14 protein-coding genes are annotated in these 21077 nt (G+C 46.2%); 9 read left to right on the top strand and 5 right to left on the bottom strand.

Annotation, left to right across the window (positions count from 1 at the left end; all coding sequences use genetic code 11):
* Positions 1-211: 211 nt before the first annotated feature.
* The 3 genes from GC096_RS00145 to GC096_RS00135 are packed head-to-tail and all read left to right on the top strand — an operon-like array spanning position 212 to position 4657.
* The gene (locus GC096_RS00145; RefSeq protein WP_171628279.1) at positions 212-1309 is read left to right on the top strand and encodes an SGNH/GDSL hydrolase family protein; all 1098 of its coding nucleotides are present in this window, start codon (positions 212-214) and stop codon (positions 1307-1309) included.
* 14 nt (positions 1310-1323) lie between these two features.
* Positions 1324-3885, top strand: a complete 2562-nt coding sequence (locus tag GC096_RS00140) for a glycoside hydrolase family 2 protein (RefSeq protein ID WP_171628278.1) — start codon at positions 1324-1326, stop codon at positions 3883-3885.
* A gap of 1 nt (position 3886) precedes the next feature.
* Entirely contained in the window at positions 3887-4657 is a 771-nt protein-coding gene (locus tag GC096_RS00135; RefSeq protein ID WP_171628277.1) for a sugar phosphate isomerase/epimerase family protein, read from the top strand.
* A 74-nt stretch (positions 4658-4731) separates the two neighbouring features.
* Here the strand turns inward: GC096_RS00135 and GC096_RS00130 are convergent, their stop codons facing one another.
* Positions 4732-5520: a helix-turn-helix domain-containing protein gene (locus GC096_RS00130; protein ID WP_171628276.1), complete on the bottom strand. Its 789-nt coding sequence runs from the start codon at positions 5518-5520 to the stop codon at positions 4732-4734.
* 170 nt (positions 5521-5690) lie between these two features.
* On the opposite strand from GC096_RS00130, the gene GC096_RS00125 reads away from it, so the two are divergent.
* The 4 genes from GC096_RS00125 to GC096_RS00110 all read left to right on the top strand — a co-directional run bounded on the left by GC096_RS00125 (position 5691) and on the right by GC096_RS00110 (position 13362).
* The gene (locus GC096_RS00125; protein ID WP_171628275.1) at positions 5691-7133 is read left to right on the top strand and encodes an L-fucose/L-arabinose isomerase family protein; all 1443 of its coding nucleotides are present in this window, start codon (positions 5691-5693) and stop codon (positions 7131-7133) included.
* A complete protein-coding gene (locus tag GC096_RS00120) occupies positions 7130-9613 on the top strand; it encodes a hypothetical protein (protein ID WP_171628274.1) in 2484 nt (827 codons plus the stop codon). Before GC096_RS00125 ends, GC096_RS00120 begins: the two co-directional genes overlap by 4 nt.
* A gap of 58 nt (positions 9614-9671) precedes the next feature.
* The gene (locus GC096_RS00115; protein ID WP_171628273.1) at positions 9672-10769 is read left to right on the top strand and encodes an SGNH/GDSL hydrolase family protein; all 1098 of its coding nucleotides are present in this window, start codon (positions 9672-9674) and stop codon (positions 10767-10769) included.
* Between the two features lie 241 nt (positions 10770-11010).
* Positions 11011-13362, top strand: coding sequence for an AraC family transcriptional regulator (locus GC096_RS00110; protein ID WP_171628272.1), 2352 nt, complete (start codon positions 11011-11013; stop codon positions 13360-13362).
* A gap of 22 nt (positions 13363-13384) precedes the next feature.
* Here the strand turns inward: GC096_RS00110 and GC096_RS00105 are convergent, their stop codons facing one another.
* From GC096_RS00105 to GC096_RS00095, 3 genes are read right to left on the bottom strand one after another with little or no spacing between them, the layout of a single operon-like run.
* A complete protein-coding gene (locus tag GC096_RS00105; protein ID WP_171628271.1) occupies positions 13385-14353 on the bottom strand; it encodes an ROK family protein in 969 nt (322 codons plus the stop codon).
* A complete protein-coding gene (locus GC096_RS00100; RefSeq protein WP_246302488.1) occupies positions 14350-15000 on the bottom strand; it encodes a D-sedoheptulose-7-phosphate isomerase in 651 nt (216 codons plus the stop codon). Before GC096_RS00100 ends, GC096_RS00105 begins: the two co-directional genes overlap by 4 nt.
* 13 nt (positions 15001-15013) lie before the next feature.
* Positions 15014-17347, bottom strand: a complete 2334-nt coding sequence (locus GC096_RS00095) for a glycoside hydrolase family 2 protein (protein WP_171628270.1) — start codon at positions 17345-17347, stop codon at positions 15014-15016.
* 220 nt (positions 17348-17567) lie between these two features.
* Between GC096_RS00095 and GC096_RS00090 the strand changes: the two genes are divergently transcribed.
* Both GC096_RS00090 and GC096_RS00085 read left to right on the top strand, forming a co-directional pair.
* The gene (locus tag GC096_RS00090; RefSeq protein ID WP_171628269.1) at positions 17568-18818 is read left to right on the top strand and encodes an FAD-dependent oxidoreductase; all 1251 of its coding nucleotides are present in this window, start codon (positions 17568-17570) and stop codon (positions 18816-18818) included.
* Positions 18819-18917: 99 nt separating this feature from the next.
* Positions 18918-19925 carry an SGNH/GDSL hydrolase family protein gene (locus tag GC096_RS00085; protein WP_171628268.1) on the top strand — a complete coding sequence of 336 codons (1008 nt, stop codon included), beginning with the start codon at positions 18918-18920 and terminating at the stop codon, positions 19923-19925.
* A gap of 30 nt (positions 19926-19955) precedes the next feature.
* On the opposite strand, the gene GC096_RS00080 is transcribed toward GC096_RS00085, so the two are convergent.
* Complete coding sequence (locus tag GC096_RS00080; RefSeq protein WP_171628267.1) at positions 19956-20807, bottom strand: AraC family transcriptional regulator; 852 nt, start codon at positions 20805-20807, stop codon at positions 19956-19958.
* Positions 20808-21077: the final 270 nt, after the last annotated feature.

The following is a 21077-nucleotide window of genomic DNA, read 5'->3' as shown; positions in this document are numbered from 1 at the left end:
ATAGGACATTTGTCCTTAGTCAGCAACTGCGTTCACCCCACAGGGTGAACGCAGTTTTTAATTTCAGGGGGAGTAACTGCGACAATTTTTATAATTTTCGACGTAATTTACAGTATACATTTTAGCGTGTGTTCGCTACGTTTAAACGAAGGAGTGGGTTGCTGCCCAATGGGCTCACCATACTCGAAATTCACATGGAGATGAATGCATAATGGAGACCATACAGCTTCGAAATCGTTTAACACAAGTCAAAAGTAAGCTGCAAGCTGGGCAATTAACGTTGGGTTTCATTGGTGGGTCCATAACCGCAGATAGCAGAGTGATGGCGAATTGGCCGGAGCCTGTCGCACGTTGGTTTGTAGAAACGTTTCCTCACGCACGCATTACAGTGGAGAATGCTGCGATTGGTGCGACAGGCAGCGATTTGGCTGTTTTCCGTGCAGAGCGGGACTTGATTAACCATCAATGTGATCTAATTTTCATTGAATTCGCCGTCAATGACTACAATACACCCTCTGAACAGCGGATGAGGGCGAGAGAGGGATTAATCCGCAAGCTATTGGCAGACGGACGAAGTGAGCTCGTATTTATTTATACCTACTGTCAGAAAATGTACGAGGACATGTCTCAAGGGAAAGTTCCAGCTAGTATCGCTGAATTCGAAGAGTTAGCGGAACATTATGGCATCAGCACGGTGTGGGTCGGACAGCATGCCTGGCAGGAAGTGATGAAAGGCCGCATGACCTGGGACGAATGGTTGCCGGATGGGCTTCATCCTACGCATCGAGGCAGTCTAAGTTATGGGCATTGTGTGATTGCTTATTTGGAAAAAGAATTGTTAACGGCTCTCGATGCAGAGAGTGGCGTAATCGATAAAACGATCGCAGCGCCGCTTAATAGCAATCATTGGGGACATGTGAGTACGCTCTCCTTCGATGAGGTTCAGTTGGATGGACCGTGGATGACTAGACGCGCTGCGGCTCACATGCATTGGGTTGATCAGATATTGAGCACATCTGCATTCGGGGCGAAGCTGTCCTTTTCATTTACAGGCAAGGGGCTGGCATTAGCCTTCGATTTTGGTAAAAAATCAGCTGAATTCACGTATAAGCTCGACGGAGGTCCTGCGATCACGACTTGTCGCGATCGGCCTAATTGGTGTGAAGATGGAGGCTGGTTCCGCATCTATTGGATCGCGGATGATCTGAAGGACGGGCTGCATCATATGGAGCTAGAGGTTGTTCACGGTAACCGAGAGGAATGCACGGGGACGAATTTTCATTTGGGACTTATCGGAATAGTGAAGTAAGGGGGGCGATGACGATGAAACTACATTTAAATGAAGATTGGCAGCTAACGTGGGAGCCGCTCTATCGTCAGGCTGCGGATTATTTTCAAGTTAAAAATAAGCAACAGAATTGGCTCATGTCCGATTTGCCTTGTGATGTGCATATGCCGCTCATCGCACAAGGGATCATCGCAGAGCCGTTAGTAGCGGATCAGTGCTTTTCGAGTGAATGGATCGAGGACCGCTCTTGGTGGTTTAAGAAATCTTTTGTGTTGTCCGATGATCAGCTGCATGCAGACCAAATACTTCTTCGATTTGAATCTTTGGATGTAGAAGCCGATATCTGGTTGAATGATGGCCATCTGGGCCATCATCGCAGCGCCTTTTATCCGTTTGCTTGTGATGTGAAAGGTAAGGTGCAGCAAGGGGTTAATCAACTTTTTGTGCGTGTTACCGCCGGTTTGGAGCACTATTCAGAGAATGATCTTGCGCTGATTCGTGAAGCCAAAGTGGTGTACAAGAACGAGCAGATCAGGCATCGAGGCGATCATCGCCGTGGCATGCTGAGAAAACCGCAATATGTATTTGGTTGGGATTGGGGACCAAGGGTCGCGACGTGCGGGATCATGGGCGAGGTGAGTATGGAATTTGCTCACAGTTTTCAAATTCGCGACGTTCAAGTCACAACGACAAGCTTGGATGCTGTGAGCAAAGCGGCACACTTACAGTTGCAATTAGAACTGGAGAATCTACACCCTTTTCAAACGTTAGAAACGGAGTTGAAACTGGAAGTTATTTTCCAGGGGCAGCAGGTACAGATTATTCAGAAGGATTGTTGTCTTCGTTCTGGACTGAACTATATCACAATTCCGATGGAGGTGCCTGACGCTAAGCTTTGGTGGCCCAATGGGATGGGTGATCAGCCGCTGTATGCGGTTCGGGCAACGCTGCAAACGTCAACACATGTTGTGGAATATCCCTCTTTTTCATTTGGGATACGCACATTGCACTTAAACATGGATAAGATCCCAGAGAGTCAGGATGAACGTTCATTCGCGTTTGAAATTAACGGTGTGTCTGTCTTCAGTAAAGGTGGAAACTGGATTCCTGCGGATGCCATCTATGCGCGTGTCACAGATGCCACATATGAAGCTCTGCTCAGTGAAGCCAAGGAAGCTAACTTCAATATGCTGCGTGTATGGGGTGGGGGTATCTACGAAAGAGATATTTTCTACGACAAATGTGACGAGTACGGAATTCTCATTTGGCACGATTTCATGTTCACCTGCGCAAAATATCCAGATCACTTAGCTTGGTTTCGGGACGAGGTGGAGCGGGAGATCGATTATCAGACTCGTCGGCTCCGCAATCACTGTGCGCTCGCGCTTTGGTGCGGCAACAATGAGAATCATTGGGGCTTTGAGGAATGGTGGAATGAGACGGAAGCTGCAGATTTCTACGGGGGAGCAGTCTGTTACAATGACATCGCGCCTCGCCTTGTCCAGCAGAACTGCCCGGCTATTCCCTATTGGAATAGTTCGCCTTATGGCGGTGTCCATCCGAATGGCAACCAATCTGGCGATACGCATCATTGGAACGATTGCATGATGCATGCCGACATGGAAAAGCGAATTACACCCGAGGAATATGACAAGGTGAGCGCTAAGTTTGTCTCGGAGTATGGATACATTGGTCCCTGCCGGAAGCCATCCATGGCGATCTACCATAACGGTCAGGAAATGGATCGCGCGAGCAAGCTATGGCAGCTTCATACTAATTTTTTCGAAAAAGATACGGTACTTGCCGGTATAAACAAGCATTATTTGGCTACCGAACATTTGGAAATCGACGATTACTTGTTATTCGCGGGTTTATGTCAGGGTCTGATGCTGGGGTATTCGCTTGAGGCGATTCGGTCTAAGTTGTTTTGTTCTGGCGCACTATTTTGGATGTACAATGACTGCTGGGGGGAAGTTGGCTGGTCGATCATTGATTATTACCTAACCCGCAAAATTTCTTATTATTTTGTGAAACGGGCACTAGCACCGGTTAAACTCATTTTACGCGAACAAGATGGGATGATTCAGCTCACGGCCATCAATGAAACTAGCTCGTCTATTGGTGAAGTCCTAGAATACGGACTTGTCTACTATGATGGGAGCGGGAAGCAAGCAACGGAGGTAACAGTTGAACTCCAGCCATTCTCGCGGGAAGTCGTTCTACAATGGGCTACGCCTATCTATAATTCGAAAGAGGCATGTATGTACGTCAGAGCGCTAAGTGAATCCAGCGAGATTATGCCGGCTACCCTACAAAGCGAAGTGTTTCGCGATCTCATTTTACCTGACCCACAAGTAAAAGTGTCAAACATCCAAGCCATCGAACCAGGGCAAATTCGCCTTACGGTTTCAAGTGAAACCTTTGCGCATGCGGTGCATTTCGGATTGGATGAAACGATTCAGTTGAGTGATGAATATTTCGACTTGCTCCCAGGCGAGAAGCGGGATATTACGATACGACACGGGGAGACTGCCCTTACATTAGATCAGATTGTACCTCGAGGAATCACACTAACTAATAGAGAAGGCGGCGTATAAAATGAAACAGAAATTTGCGGTACAGCTGTATACCTTGCGTAACGAATGTGAGCAAGATTTTCCAGGGGTACTAAGAGAACTGAAACAGATGGGCTGGGCAGGGGTTGAATTGGCAGGGCTACACAGTTACTCGGCAGAAGAAATTTCCGCGGTGCTGCAAGAAACAGGCTTACAAACGGCAGGCTTGCATGTTTCTTTTCAGCGTTTAAGCAGTGAGCTGGAAAGTGTGCTTAAGGAAGCACGATTGTTCAATACGACAACATTAATCTGTCCTTCCGTCCCCCATGAGCTTCGAAATGAGGAAGGCTATCGACAATTTCGGAATGGATTGAACGACATTGCGAAGCAAATACAGCCGGATGGCTTTACACTGAGCTTCCACAATCATGCTTTTGAGTTTGAAACAAGTGTGGATGGTAGAAGTGCTCTGGAATATCTGATTGAGCCTTCTGCGGATAATGCAATACTGGCTGAAATTGACGTCTATTGGGTGAAGAAAGCAGGCAAAGATCCGGCTGATTTCATTCGTCCATATAGCCACCGGATGCCAACGATGCATGTAAAGGATATGACCAACGATGAGAGGCAGACGTATGCTGAAATTGGTACGGGCGTGATTGATTTCGATCCTATTTTGCTATGGGGAGAGCAGAATGGCGTGGAGTGGTACGTTGTGGAGCAGGATGTGTGTCAAGGTAATCCCATGGACTGCGTGAAGTTAAGCTTAGAGAATTTACACCGAATGGCTGAAAGACTCGTAGCAAATACATAGATCTATATAAGGAAGAGCTGCCACGAGGCAGCTCTTCTTTATATGGAAGCTTGCCTGAATGCCAATTAAACAGACTAAGACTTCCAAACCTGAACCTTCTCTTTCATATAGGTGGAGGGTAGGGTGCCGGTACATTTTTTAAACACCTTATTAAAATACGACTGCTCACAAAATCCGAGGAAATCGGAGATTTCTCCTACATTCATCTGCGAATTGGTCAATAGGTCACAAGCGGCGGCAATACGGATTTGCTGGATGTAGTCTGTGACGGATTGCCCGGTAACCTGTTTGAAAATCGTGCTGACATAGTTAGGGGTCCGATCCGCATATTCGGCTAGTTCGCTCAAAGTGATCGTTCTGTGATAATGATTGAGAATGTAGGCTTGAAGCAGCATTACGATGCTATAAGATTTGCCCTGTGTAGATTGCGAATCAATTTCTTCATTGATAACCGCGAGCATTTCAAGCAGGATACCGTGGCAGATAGTGTCTGAATAGACCGATTTGCGCAGCCAGTGCTGGGTCAACAATGAAAATCTTTGCTTCATATAATCAAAGTTAAAAGGTCTAGTTAAGCACCGATCAGGTGTGATCAGCAGCGGAAGTCCATCCCCATCCCCCTGATAATGAAAGTGCGCGACATACATATCATGCGGTTCCTTGGTTGAATTCATCGCACTGCGCCAAACACCTTGAGGGACAAATAAAAGATCGCCTTTTTGCATCGTAAAAGTATGATCTTCAACGGTATAGTGAATGGTTCCATTGGTCATGAGGATTAAAATATGGTTATTCGTCCTACTCTTGGGTACATGCCAATTCGGCTCACAATGCTCGAAATAAATAGCAACAGGTTGGATCATAGTATGCTCCTTTCAGACAATACGCTCGCCTCTGTCAAGGTCTTGTTCTCTTTCTCATAGTATAACTGAAATCGTAGAATTGTTGAAATAATTATTGGATAGTTCATTGTTTCAATAGCCTGATTTCACTAAGCTTAAGAAGAAAGATATGCGGGGAGGATGAGGGAGAAATGAGTAGTTTATTCCAAAAAGTAAAAGCGCGTGTAGGCGTGATGACAGTGGGTCACGAGCCATATTGGGCACAATTTCCGGGCTTAAAAGAAGAGCTTGAGGGCTACGGCCGAGAATTCGAGGAAATGCTTCGTAAGCATGATGTCGAGGTGGTGTCGGCAGGTTTTGTCGATTCGGTAGATAAGTCTTTTGCCGCTTCCTCCTATTTGAAAAGCCAAGATGTTGACTTTCTATTTTGCTTCTTGAGCACATATGTGACGTCATCAACAGCGGCAACTCCGATCCTGAACTTGAATGTACCGACGGTACTTGTTGCGTTGCAGCCAAGGAAACGTCTTGATTATAGAAATACGACGACGTATATGCAGCTAGTCAACGATAATATTTGTTCCCTTCCCGAAATAGGCGGGGTGCTAGTACGAGCAGGGAAGCCTGCGGCAGGGATGATTGTTGGAACACTCTATGATGATCCACGGGCGATGAAAGAGTTACAAGGATGGTGCCAAGTCGCCAATACGCGTAGAGCGTTCAAATATGCCAAAATCGGCTACTTGGGGCATACCTACGAAGGAATGTATGACATGAATTCTGATCCGACGGCTTTCACGGCAGCTTTTGGTTCGCACGTGCAAATGCTGGAGATGTGTGATTTGGCCAAGCTGGTCAATGGCGCAACAGCGAAGGAAATAGCGGATAAGCTGGATGAAATTAAAAGCGTTTTCAAAATATCCGATCCCTTTATCGATCCAGTGACAAGACCGATCAAACAAGAGGATCTCGAATGGTCTGCTAAAGTTGCGGTTGGGCTGGATAAGCTGATCGTGGAAAATGGCTTAACGGGTCTGGCCTATTATTACCGGGGTCTCGACAATAATGAATATGAACGAATCGGATCGAACATGGTGCTCGGTAACTCGCTGTTGACAGGCAAAGGGGTTCCGCTTGCCGGAGAAGCCGATTTGAAGACATGCGCAGCGATGCTAATTATGGATCGACTAGATGCAGGAGGTTCGTTCGCGGAGCTGCATCCTTGTGACTTTGTAGATGATGTCGTGTTGGTGGGACATGACGGGCCGCATAATATTAAAATTAGCGACGGGCAGCCGATCATTCGCGGATTGGATCTGTTTCATGGCAAAAGCGGATCTGGTATCGGCGTCGAATTCAGCATCAAATCAGGTCCTGTTACATTGCTCAGTATTTCACAAACCGCTAGCGGCAAATACAAAATGATCGCCACGGAAGGCGAATCCATCAAAGGTGAAATTCCGCAGACGGGCAACACCAATACACGTTGTAAATTTAATTATAGTGTTTCAGAATTCGTGGAAAGATGGTGCTCAGCAGGTCCTACGCATCACTTTGCGCTTGGTGTGGGGCATGTAGGTTCCAAGATTCGTAATGTAGCCAAAGTACTAGGCATTGAGGTGGAAGTGATATGACAACACTCGTAAAACCAAAGAAGTCTTTGCAGAGAGTTACACTGGAAATGAGCCTAAAGCCATTCAAAAGTATGGCACCTGAGGCGATTGAAGCTGTGTGTACCGAGGCTATCCGGCAATGGCTCCCATTGATCGGCATGGCAGACAGCTGTTCAATCCTGCTGTGGGTCGCTGATGGAAGCGAAATCCTAGTTTGGGACGGCGATTTGCAGCGCGAGATTGAATGGGGCCGCTATATCGGATTTGCCAATGAGGAGTATTTCGGCCACATCAAGGACGACAAAGACCCGCGAATCGCCGCGCCTTACATGAGTGAACCTGCACGAATCACTTATGGTGATTTGCAAGTCATTATCGCCACATTTAAAAGAATTGCAGCCGAGCGTTATGGTATTCGCATGGAAGTGGGAGCTACCTTTGACGCAGGACCTGAATTTGCCTACTCGGATTTCAAATATAAGCTGCACCCGGAAATCAATCGCGCCGAAGTTGGCGGGCAATTTATATCGCTGAAGGCGGACTATACCGTAGTATGCAGTTGGTCGAAGCTAAAAGAAGACAAGGTTGCTTATGCGGCTTATCCTGACGGCATTTCCCAAAACACAGCGTTTGGCGAGTTTCTGGGGCGGCAGTGTGCCAGCTTTTTACCTACATTAGGTTTTGATTATATATGGTTTTCTAACGGATTCGCGCTGTCGTACTTTCCTTGGACCTATTTAGGCGCTAATTATGATGGCACGCAGATGGCGATGGCAGAGTATGAAGAGTTATCTTCCAAGATGCTGTCATTCTGGGAAATTTTCAAGCAAGAGTGCCCGAATTACCGCACAGAAATCAGAGGGACGAACTACGGAACCGGCATGGATCTTGCCAAGGACTGCATTCCCTTACTTGATCTGTATGAGAGAAAATATGTTGAATTTCCGCCGCCGAATTCGCCATGGGGAGCTCTTAACTATGATTTCGGCTTAGAACTGACGGGCTACATGTCGCGTATTGCTGTATTGCCTGCAGAGACGTACCTCTTCCGCTTTTATGCCAATGATCCGTGGTTCTGGCAAAATCCGTGGTGGGATCTCTACGATCGGGAGCCGCATGATATTTATTGTCCGCTCACGGTCGCTCGCGTTAACAAGGAAGGCGAGTTGGAGAGCCCGGGTGTTGTAGAGATTTTGACCATCGATTCGGAAAAAGGCGAGCTGGATGCAGATATCCCGTTGGAAGTGATTCCTCATATTAAAAAAGCATTCAAAGACGCTCCCGACCAACCGGGGATCTTAACTTGGTTATACCCGTTCCGAGAGTTGCATGAAGCGATGGCGGAATCGGGCGAGCATTCGAGCGACGTGTTCTTCCATGATTGGTTTGTGCGCAATGGGATTAACCAAGGCTTGCCGCTGAACACGGTGCTTAGCACAGATGATTTCTTCGCGATGAATGACGATGCCCTCTATAAGCTGCAGGATACGATCTTGTTTACTTCGGCTTTTTGGATCAAAGGGGAGAAAGCAGAGCGAATCATCGAGTATGTTCGTCGTGGCGGAAAGATCATTTTCTATGGCCGTGTCGATGATCCTGAACTATATAAGCTGCTGAATCTCAAAAGCGAGCCTGAACTTGAAGGTGCTTTTTCCGTTAACCTTTCATTGTCAGAAGATACGATCAAGAATGAGGAGCACCCAAGGGGTGAGGGGACTCTTCGATTACAACACTATCCGCACATTTCAGGCGGTGGGTTAAGTGAAGTTGTGGATGATCTGGCAGATCGCGCTACACAAATTCATGCAAGTGTGAATCAAAGTGGGCTAGAACGGGCATTTACGATAACTAGAGCTTTACCTGAATGGGATGGAGGTAAAGTGGGGTGGGTCCGCGGTTCACTGCCATTCCAAGCCGCAGGCGTCTCGCATTTACCGATTCGTCAGGAGAAAGAATTTCTGGATTCCTCACTCTTCGTACGATATGTCCTGCAACAATTTGGTTACTCCTTGTATCAGGTGAAGGAAGAGGCAGCATCTGAATCAGCGCTGATGTTCATCACAAGGAATGACAACGCGTTTATCTTTACGGGTTGTAAGCAGGATACATCCGTTGCGCTGCAGCTTCAATTTCCCGATGGCGCGCCACTAATCATCGGTCAGTCCGTTATGATTGGAGAAGGAACGGCTGCTGCGTATACACTGGATCGCACGTTTCATGACGAATGCCGCGTGTTTGTTAACCAGAAGCAAAAGTCTCGCATTACGTGCAGAGAAAAAGCGCCTGATCCAACACCTCACAAACGTAACCGCACGCTTCGTAATTTTAGTGTAAACAATTTAATTGAGGCCGATCTTACCATCTATCCGCCTATTGCGCAGCTGCAAGCGGGTGATGTTGAAGTGAAGAATGGGGAGCATAACTTGGAATTATCCAATAAAGTGGTAGGGAATTGTATACGACTAACCCAAATTAGTGGGACCCTTGATATATCATGGTAGGCATCTAATTGTTTAGTTACTTGAATCAATCCGTTATGTGAAAGGGTGGTGAAAATACATGGATACATCAAGGAAAAATGAGATCGAGAAGCTGGACAGTAGTATGAAAATTGATGTCGATATCAACAACGACTGGGAATGGCACTCACCGCGAAGTGAACCTTTTCGGATAACAGGACTGCCTTGGCTGGAACAAGACGGCGTATATCGAAGATTGCCACTTGAACCAAGCCATCCGATTCGATCAGAGGTAGATCGACTTGCGAATTATACAGCAGGCGTGCAGATTCGTTTCCAGACAGATTCACCAAAACTTTCTGTAAGGGTTGTTCTGGCTGACAGGGCCACGATGTACCAGATGCCTGCCACTGGTCAATGTGGGGTTGATTGCTATATCGGTACAACGGGAGCTCAGCTTTATGTAAATACCACTCGCTTTGATCAGTCGCAAAATGAATACGAATCCATACTCTTTGAATCCTTACCGTGGGAAATGCGGGAAATCACACTTAATCTTCCGCTATATCAAGGTGTGAAGGAGATTTGGATAGGTTTGGATCCTTCTTCATCGGTAGCTGGATTTCCTGGCTTTGCCACCAACAAGAAAGTACTTATCTACGGAACATCCATCACTCACGGCGCTTGCGCTTCGAGACCTGGTATGGCCTACTCCAACATTTTAAGTCGGAAATTTCCGATTGAGATGGTGAATCTCGGTTTCTCTGGAAATGCCCAGGGGGAACCAGAGCTTGCCCATTTGATCAGCCAAATCGATGAACCGGCGTTGCTTGTTCTGGATTATGAAGCCAATACACCAAGTACAGAACGCCTTCAGGAATCGTTGCCTGAATTTATCCGGATTTATCGTTCACGTCATCCAGAAGTTCCAATTCTCGTCATCTCACAGATTCGACTAGCGAAGGAAGCCTTTGACGAAACCATGCTTCGCCGCCGGGAAGAACGGAAACAGCTTCAAATGGCCATCGTTGAGCGATTGCAGCAGGAAGGGGATACGAATCTCCACTTTTGTGATGGTGCAGAGTTGTTAGGGGCGGATTACCAGGAATGCACCACAGATGGTATTCACCCTTCAGATTTGGGTTATTTTCGTATAGCGGAAACACTTAGCCCTATTCTTGGGAAACTGATTTTCTAATCGCGTATGTAAACTATTTTGTAGATCGCCTTGCCCGGATCATAGTTCCGGACGGGGCGATTTTTTTAAAGTTCCCTTATTTATAGGAAATGACGTATATTAAAGTATACATTCGAACTTCATACAATTACATTTATATAACATACTAACATGCAAAATGTAGGAGTTTAGACGTTGGATTGCGCGGTGGGACTAGTGTATGCCAGTCGCTTTCACTTCGAATAAAGGAGAATATAAAGGCATGAACATAAAAGCTTTTTTAGGAGCTAAAGCCTATTTTATAAAAATGGTTCTTTGGATTAGCATAGCTATTTTGATACTAGTTGTTGTACTTTCAACGGTCATTTATATTAATTCGCAAAATCTTTTGGTCAAAAATGAATATGCAGCCAATCAAAAAATACTGTATCAGGTCAAGTATAATATGTCTTTTATGGATCAAACGATTTCCAATTTATCGAAGTTTCTTTACTTAAATAGCGATGTAACCGCTATTATGTATGCGAAAAAAGAAGATATGATTGAAGTGTCAAGCCACATGTCTAAAGTCGTTAGCTCTGTCACTTCAGCTATTCCTTATATTCACTCTATTGGCATTTATAATCGGAATTTGGATCATTCCTATAGTACGGGTTTTCCTTTATTTTTTAAAGATCAGATGCTCTTCGACTTTATTAATTCGGACCAAGCGCTGCCTAAGTTGAAACCGATTTTCCGTGATATCAAAAAACTAGTAAACGGGGTAACCGAGTCTGAGTATGTATTCTCCTATTTCATATACGAAACTACAGTGAGTGGGGCTAAGCCGGATGGCGTTGTCGTTATTAATGTGAAGCCGGAGTGGTTGCTGGAGAATATTAGTCAAATCAATATGATCGATAAACAAAAGGGAGATAACGTATTTATTCTAGACCAGGCTGGCGAGTACTTGAATGATAGTACCAATGACCCTGCAATCAAGAAGTGGCTGAAAACTGACTTTTTAGTGTATAAAACAGCACATCCACAGGCTGATCGAGATGGTTTTTTTCAAAGCAAGCATGGCGGAACGAAATATTTAGTCACGTACACAAATGTCGACAACACGGGGATGACGCTGTTAAAAACGCAGCCTGTTCTTGAAATTTATACCTATATCAACAGCTTAAGAAATAGTATTATCATCATCACGCTCATTTTTCTTGTCATGGCCATTGTGATTTCTATTGGCATATCTCGGAAAATATATGGGCCCGTGGGGAAACTGGTGAATTCGATTATGTTGGATCGGATACGGAGATCGGACAAAGACGAGGTCGTCGATGAGATCTCTTATTTGAACACCGTTTACAGACAATCCATGGAAATGCTCGATCATTATGATAAGGAAAAGATGCAATATAAAGACGTCATGAAGCATTATTGGTTAAGCAGACTGCTCACGGAAAGTTTATCGATCGGCAGGTCAGAATTGGAAAGCATTTTTAAAGAAATGAGGATTTCTTTAGTTTTGGATGGTTCCTATGCCATATGTGTATTGAAAATTGATAACTATAAGGAATTCCAGCATGCTTTCCATGCCAAAGATAAAGACACGATTCGCTTTGCTATGATCAATATTGCATCAGAAATTATGGCTAGAAAGTACCCGAACGAAGGACTGGATATGAAGGACGATCATGTCGCCTTAATAGTAAGCATTCCGGAAGAAGATGATCAGTTTCAAGCACATATCCAGGCTCTTATCAAAGAAGCTCAAGAGAATGTATCCCGTTTTTTTAAAATCTCCTTTACGGCATCGATTAGTGAAAAGACGAGTCATATGCAGGAATTGAATGGCATGTATCATAAGTCTCTCGATCAGGGGATGTATCGCTTATTACTAGGGCATTCCTCGGTCATAACCTACGAAACGGTTAAGAAAAATGTGGAAAGTAAAAAAACGGGATATTCCAAAAATCATGAGGAATGGCTTGTGGAAGCGATGAAATCGAGCAACACCACAGCGATAGAAGAGGTTTTGGGGAATATATTTGAAGAGCTGGGCACGCTCAATTATCACAATGCTTTAGTCTCCATCATAAGACTTGTGGATGCAGTCATTGAGACATTAGAAGAAATGAAAGTGACAGTTGCGCCATCTTTGCACATCTCTTCGATCAGCCGCAATATTTTGGAGAAGGAGACGATTGCCGAGATTCATCGGATCATAGTCGGTGCCCTGCAAGATTCGTTCAAAAAAGATTTCGAGGGAAATGCCAATAAACTAAACTACTTTTTGGTAGATGCGGTCACGGAATACATTCATAACCATTATCAAGAGCCTACCTTGAGTTTGACTTCGATCGCTTCGATGATGAAAATATCGACAAGAAATTTAAGCAAGACATATAAGGAAGCTACCCATATATCGATTCCTGATTTTATTAACGAGTTTAGATTAGCCAAAGCAGCAGACCTTCTTATCCAAGATGACCTTAGCGTGTATGAAATTGCTGAAAAGGTAGGGATCTTGAATGAAACTTATTTTTTCAGTTTGTTCAAAAAGAAATATAAGGTCACACCGAAGGAATATGCCTTGCGGAGAAATATGACGAATTTGATTCAAAAGTAAAATATGAAAGCTATTGGCTAGGTCACTTCATCTGATATTCGGCAACGGACAGACTAGCGTAATCGCCTACAAGTTCACCTAACCCGGCAGGGACTACGCGGCATACATGATGAGCGTGAGGGAGCGCCTCCCTTTGAAGTTCCTCAAGTGTGGCAGCTTCAAGCAGATCGCGCTGTCTGGCATACATGCTGCCAATGACGATTAACTCCGGGTTTAGAAGGTCCACCAGGACAGATAGACCTCTTCCAAGCTGTACCCCCACAGTACGAAATACTTGTAAGGCTATAAGATCCCCTGCTTGCGCGGCCTCCGCGATCTGCTGAGCGGTCAACGAGTCCAATTGCGACTCGGATCGGCAAAAGCTCGGAGGCTGCCCTATCGCCAAAGCTTCCGCGGCTTTCATTCGTCCCAATTGGGCGATGCCGCCTCCGCTGCAGAAGCCTTCGAAGGAACCGGCTTTGCCATAACCGATGGGTCCTGTAGGCTCAAGCCTCATATGACCCATCTCACCAGCCATATCATTGGTCCCCGTATATAGCTTGCCATCGAGAATAAGGCCAGCGCCCATACCCGTACCGAAAGTCAGGAAGATCATATTCCGGGTTCCAACGCCAGCACCCCAGCGCCATTCTGCCAACGCACAGGCATTGGCATCATTCTGCAAATTGGCGGGAACACCAAAGTGTTCCTTGATTAACGAAGTAATATGAATGTGATCCCATCCTGGCAAATTCGGTGGTGAAAGGATGACCCCTGTTTTGCTGTCAAGCGGCCCCCCGCAACTGATGCCAATCGCTGCGAGTGAACCACCTTGTTCTAGCAATAATTGCTCTAAGACTGAAATAAGCTTCGTGATGGTCTGATACGGATCTTTGGGAGTGGGAAATTGAACTTTTCCAAGCAAGGTAATCTCATTAGGGTCCATCCGTCTTCCAATCGTAACGGCACACTTGGTTCCTCCAATATCAAAGCCAGCAAGGATCATGCTCATCCGAAAAACTCCCTTTCCAGCATCGTACATAGGATGTGATAAATCGGCAGGTGGCGCTCCTGGATATCCGGTGTTCGCTCCCAAGGCACGCTAATGGTCACGTCGCATAACTCCTTTAATCGGCCACCTTGTTTTCCGGTTAATCCGATGGTACTCATTCCTATTGCTCTCGCGGTCTGAACAGCCCGAAGGACATTCGAGGAATTCCCGGAAGTGGAGAGAGCTAGGAGGACATCTCCCTTTTTCCCATAGCCGTACACTTGTTGGGCAAAAATCATTTCTGGGTCTACATCATTAGCATACGCAGTTATCAAGGCAGCGTGATTGGTAAGTGAAATGGCAGGGAGCGCCTGCTGCAGATGATCTGCTAAATAGTCCCCTTCTCTTTCATCCCATTCTTGGATTAAAGAACCACGGAATGATAAGGGGACAGGCCTTCTGGATAGAAAGCCTTTCATCAGCTCACCGGCAATATGATCACAATCGGAGGCGCTTCCCCCATTGCCGCATAGCAGCATTTTCCTACCTGTATGGAACGCTTCCGCACATAATTGAAATGCTGCTATAATGTCTGGCGTACATATTTCTAGGTCTGGATAACGCGCCACAAGCTGCTGCATGTGATTTTCCACTATCATTTTATCCATTGTAGAATTCCTCCTATCGACCGATTTCATCAACCTGAAATTCATTGGAAATAGCAGCAATTTGCGGCAGCCAGCGTTTATAAGCTTCTAATGAGAAAGCCGGAAAACCGTGCAGGTAGTGATTGCCATAGGTTCGTCCATTGAAGCTCCATTGAATTAGAAGCAATTGCTGGTTGGCATGAGAAATCGGGATTTTCCCTAGTTCGGAAGTTCCGTTAGCCTCGACCGTGAAGCTTCCCTCCATAAGTGTTTCATTGGAATCTGCAACCCATATACGATAGGTGCCGGCAGCAGATTCTCTGGAGTCATTGCCTACAGCTACTCGAACATGCCAATTCTCAGGCTCATCGATCATAATGCAGACGGGGACTTGGCTTCTTTGGATGTAATGAAAAGCTAACTTCTTGCTATAGTAATAATCGACGACAGCGTCGGAGAATTGTGGCCAACCGTCAATCATATTCCACCAAATGATCCCTGTTTTACGCCATTTTTTGAGCCGAGTCGTCTCGATGAAGAACTTCTTGGCCTCAGCTTGGGAAATTTGCGAAGCAAGTATGAAGTCTTCCAGAGATTCAGGAATAGCCCCAAACAGCTCTTTAATTTGATTCGCCATTAATTGAATACGTGTCGCGTTATGTCCATCATAGCCGCTAACTGCCGTTGCGTGGGCGACCCATTGCTCATCCTTACTGTTAAATGGCCATAGATGATCGGGTTCGATGAACTTCTGGATTGACGATAGATTCGGACAGCCGTGATAGCCAATTTCAGATATAAAATGGTCAGTACTCGTCTTATAATAGGAACTTTTATAATAATCCCGCGGCCCCCAAAGATGCCGTTCAGGAGCTAGGTTCATGTTGCCTGATCGGATAACCTCAGGTGACAGATAGGGGGAACTTGGCAAATAAGCACGGTGAGGATCATAGAGCTGAATCACTTGCGGAAGCAGGTTACGGGTAATGGAATTCACATTAGGATCCGACAACCCATACCACCCATAAGCCTCGTCGCATTCATTATCCCCGCACCATAGGACAAGCGAAGCGTGGTTCCGTAATTTGCGCACAACAGCGCTTGCTTCAAGTCGCATGGACTCGCTGAACTCGGGCGTCTGTGGATAGACAGCGCAGGCCATGGCAAAGTCCTGCCAGACCATCAAGCCATGACGGTCGCAGAAGTCAAAAAAAGCATGATCCTCATAGACATTGCCTCCCCAGCAACGAACGATGTTGCAGCCTGTTTCAGTGAACAACTGGAGAGCCTTCTCGTAGCGGCTGGCGTCTCGGCTATGAAACGCATCCATCGGCACCCAATTTGAGCCTTTGCACATGATCGGGGTATGGTTGACTTTAAATAGAAATTCGCCGCCAGCTTCAACCGTGGTTGTTTCTGTGCGAATCAATTGAACTTGACGAATGCCGATCCGCTCTGTACGTGAAGCGAGTACACGTCCTTGATGAATCAGTTCGGTGGTAACCTCATAGAGATGAGCTTCCCCGTATCCATTTGGCCACCAGAGCAGGGGATTCTCGATGGATACGGTCAGGGAGCCGACGTTGAATAAGACGGGCCTACTCATCTGAAACTCGGATGTACCTGATTTACCCCATATCCGAATCTCCAATCCATGATAAAAATAGGCAGGATCTGTGGCCACTCGGTAAAATAATCCGATTTGGGCCCCTGAAAGATTTTTATCCACAGATAGGGTATAGAAATATAGGTCGGTCAGGGCATGATCCTCACATGCGACCAAGGATACGGATCGCCAAATGCCAGCAGACACTGCACGGGGCATAATATCCCATCCGAAGCTATGAGCGGCCTTGCGTACGAATAGCTGCTCGACATTGGGGATCTGTCCATAGCAAATCGCATCGGTGCTGCGCTGCCCTGCCTCGATAATCGGCGAACGTAACCGTACACATAGCGTATTCACACCATCGTACAGGAGCGACTTCGTTGTTTCGAGATTCACCTCAATGAACATATTGTCGCTGGATCCAAGCTCTTCGCCGTTCAACCAGTAGGTTGCGAAGCAGTCAACCCCTTGAAACACCAGTTTGGTTCGCTTGCCCGCCATCGTCGGCGGAGCGGTGAACGTTAAGCTGTACCACCACTCGTAAAGCTCGTAAGGACGAAGCTCATTGATATTCGTTCCGAGGAAGGGCTCAGGAAGCAGGCCGCTGCTTACCAAGTCGAGCTCCACATTCCCTGGAACAGAAGCGTTAATAGATGGCAAATCTAATTTACTCAATTCATCTGGATGGTGGACCTGCCATTCTCCTTGCGGAAAATAAACAAGCTTCCATTGACCGTCCAGGCACAGTTCTTTTGTCATTTGAAAACCTCCCTCAATTAAGTGCTATGTACTCATTGTAAAAGGGAGGTTAGGATAAAACTTGCCGTATGTTCAGAATACTTGCAGGATCTTCGGATATGACTCATTTTGAAGGAAAATGCGTAATGTGAAATATACTTTCGCGAAATCATCACCTAAAGTGGAGTTGTGTAGCAGGTAGGAAGGCAGCATAAGTAATCGAGAGAAATGAGGTCGTCACATGGTTACGAATCATTATGAGCTTCACCGCCAGATTCCAGTCTACGATCGAGCTGATTTGGTGGTCATCGGAGGAGGACCTTCAGGTGTTGCTGCAGCCATAGCGGGAGCCCGCCATGGGAAAAAGGTCATCCTTCTTGAGCATACGGCTCAACTTGGTGGGATGGGGACGCTCGGCAATGTGAGTATTTTTATGAAAGTTGGCAATTGTACGGGCATTTACAGGGAGCTCATTGCTGAATTTGCTTCTGCACATCTTCCGAATGGGCATGAGGAAGGATTAGAACATCAATTTAATCCTTTTCGGCTCCGCTATTATTTAAATGAAAAGCTGGAACGCGAGCATGTGAAAGTATGCTACCATACAAGCTTTGTATCATCCGTTCTCATTGAGAATCAGATGAGCGCTGTTATGATCAACACTCGTGAAGGATTAAGGGCAGTAGAAGGCGCTGTGTTCCTCGATTGCACGGGAGATGCTCGTGTTGCGATCGATGCTGGCGCTGCCTACACCTCAGGTCGCGAATCGGATGGGATGACACAGCCCATGACGCTGATGTTTATGATGCAGAATACAGGAGTTCCTGTACAAGCTTATTTGCCAGAAGGATGCTATTACTATGAAAAGCCGGAGGATTTGCCCCAAGGGCGGCACTTATATTGGGAGCGAATGGGCGATGGCACGCTGCTAGTTAATATGAGTCGGGTGAAAGGAAATGGCGCGAAAATCGACGATGTTAATTTTGCAGAGAAGGAGTGTCTCCGACAGGTTTTCTCTATCGCCCATTATTTACAGCGCAATGGTTTTGAGACGTACACGATTTCCCATGTTGCTTCTCAAACTGGAGTTAGAGAGACCAATCAGCTTGTTGGTTCATATACGTTGACGGAAGAGGACTTAATGGCGGGGCGGCGTTTCCCAGATGTGGCGGCGCAAACCAACTACGAGATTGATATCCATAGTCCTGATGGTGCGAAGGTTACCGATGAGCGGCATATAGATGGTTATGACATCCCCTATCGCTGTATGGTACCTGCAAGCGTGGAAGGATTATTGGTAGCGGGACGCGCTATTTCCGCCACCCATGTTGCGATGTCATCGATGCGCATTCAAGCTACTTGCTACGCACTTGGTCAAGCGGCCGGGGTAGCTGCTTCGATTGCGATAGACAGCCATTGCAAGCTAAGGGACGTTCCTATGGAGAAGCTGCATGAAGCATTAAAGAAGCAAGGCGTTCATTTTGTTCAATGAACGATTTGACGGCTTCCAATGTAACAAAACATCCAAAGGATTTGAAATGAGACTGACCTCGGGTGAATATGATTTTACAATTGAAGGAGTGGTGTGCCCATGAATCCAGAGAGCCGCAAACAGACTGCGGAAGCATTCATTTTTGTAAAAGAAGAGAACGTGTCTATCCGATACCGCCCTTTAGCCAAGCAGGGGATGGAATTGCGGAGTCATTCGGATGAAGATCATCCGGGCAATATTATTTACACAGAGGGAATAGACTATGTCGTCGATTACGATCGCGGTGTCATTCGCCGGACGAAGCAAAGCCGGATCCCAGATTGGTCCCGTCACGAATTATACGGCCAAACGGTGTTTGATCATGCAGCGTTCAAAAACTGCAGCAATCGTGATTTTACCGTGTATGGGGGTTATATGTATGAGAACGATCCGCTTACGGACTATATTGTAGCCCACGATAGCGGAAATCGAGCCAGGATGGAGCGCTGGCTTTCCAAATTGCAAACCGGCGAGGAGAGCTCAATCGTTGTTTTTGGTGACAGCATTAGTGCAGGTGGGGAGGCGAGTGAAGACAAGTTTATGTACTTCAACCGGGTTCATCAATTTCTCACTGACTACTATCCGCGCAGCCGAATCCGTCTGTTGAACAAATCAGTCGGCGGTGAAACGAGCAAAGATGGAAAAAATCGCATACAGCGCGATGTCATTCCTTTGAGCCCCGATCTCGTAATCATCGGATTCGGGATGAACGATCAGAACAAATATGGGGAAGGAGTGGGCGTTTCGCCGGCGGATTTTGAAAGTAATCTATGTCAAATGATCGAGGCCGTCAAGAAGTTGGACAACAGCGATCTTGTGCTCGTGACGCCTTGCCTGCCGAATCCGAAATGGTGGTATTCCAGTGGATCGACTGGCAGGTATGCGGAAATCATCCGCCGGCTGGGCCGGGAATACGGTGTCGGCGTGGCTGACGTCACTGCGGTATGGGAGCGGGAACTGGCTGCTGGCAAATCGCCGGGAAGTCTGCTCCTGAACAATATCAATCATCCGAATGATTACGGGCACTGGCTGTATTTCCAAGCTTTTGTCCCGTTGCTGAAAGCTTGAGAAATCAAGCTTTTTTGTCATTGGACTCCTTCACAGAACCCGCCGCCCAGCACGCGGAGACAACCCATACTTACTTTTAAAACAACGGATGAAATAAGGCAAAGAATTAAAGCCGGAAGCCAGCGCGATCTCCGTAACGGGTAAGGAGGAATTGTGCAGCAACCTATGGGCATATTGAAGCCTATGCTCTTGCACATATTGCTGAAAGGATTGACCGATAATGGTACTGAATTTTTCGCTAAAATAGTTCGGGCTCCATGGTGTATGTGCTGCAGCTTGCTTAAGCGTAATCGGTTCACGAAAATGGAAATCGATATAGTTCAAGGCTTTGCGCAGTTTGATCCGTCCCGGTACATAAATGGAAGTGTTTTCCAATACTGGATGAGGATCAGTCGGAATCATACGCAGCAGATCAACAAGCAATCTGTCCAATGTGGCACGGATCGCTTGTTTTTTGCCAATTCTGGATTCTGTGCTTTCCGCTAATAATCGGCGGCATTCCTTTGCGATGTCAGCCAAGTGTTCACCCTCACAACAAACCGACAAGCGATTCGGCTGACTAAAGAGCAAGAGTCGCAACTCCTCATCGAGCCACTCCTCGGTAAATTTCAAATTAATTAAACGAAGAGGAAAACCAGGATCAGGAGTAATCGTATGGAAATCGACAGGGGTTAAAAGGTAAACCGAGCCGGGGGTGAGTTGGGACGACTCTCCGTTCAAAATTTGTGTGCCTTTTCCAGATAAAATAATCTCCATCTCAAAAAATTCATGGCCATGCAAATCGTGAAACCGACTTACCTCATACTCGGAGATACTGAAATGAAAAGACGGAGTAAGAAATTCATCGATCATATAGCGATAGGGCACTACTGCTTTTCGCATGTTTACGCTCCTCTCCATGTCTTCTCATGTGTGTAGTATACAATATCATTCGCCTAAGGTGGAGGATACAACGCAGTTTCCTTTCCATGCCTACGAAGGTTAGAGGAACTCACTTGATTTGGAGTTTTCTATCCTCAAGGAAAGGCAGCTAACTACACATTTTTAGAGGAAAATGCCTAGTTCATAATATACATTCCCTTGGGCATCACCTAAAGTTGGGATATCGACCAAGATGGCAGACAAAATTACAAAGCTAGGATGTGTTGGATG

The organism is Paenibacillus plantarum (genome assembly GCF_013141695.1).
In the GTDB taxonomy this organism is placed as follows: Bacteria; Bacillota; Bacilli; order Paenibacillales; family NBRC-103111; genus Paenibacillus_E; species Paenibacillus_E plantarum.
This window is presented reverse-complemented; position numbering and strand designations above follow the sequence as displayed.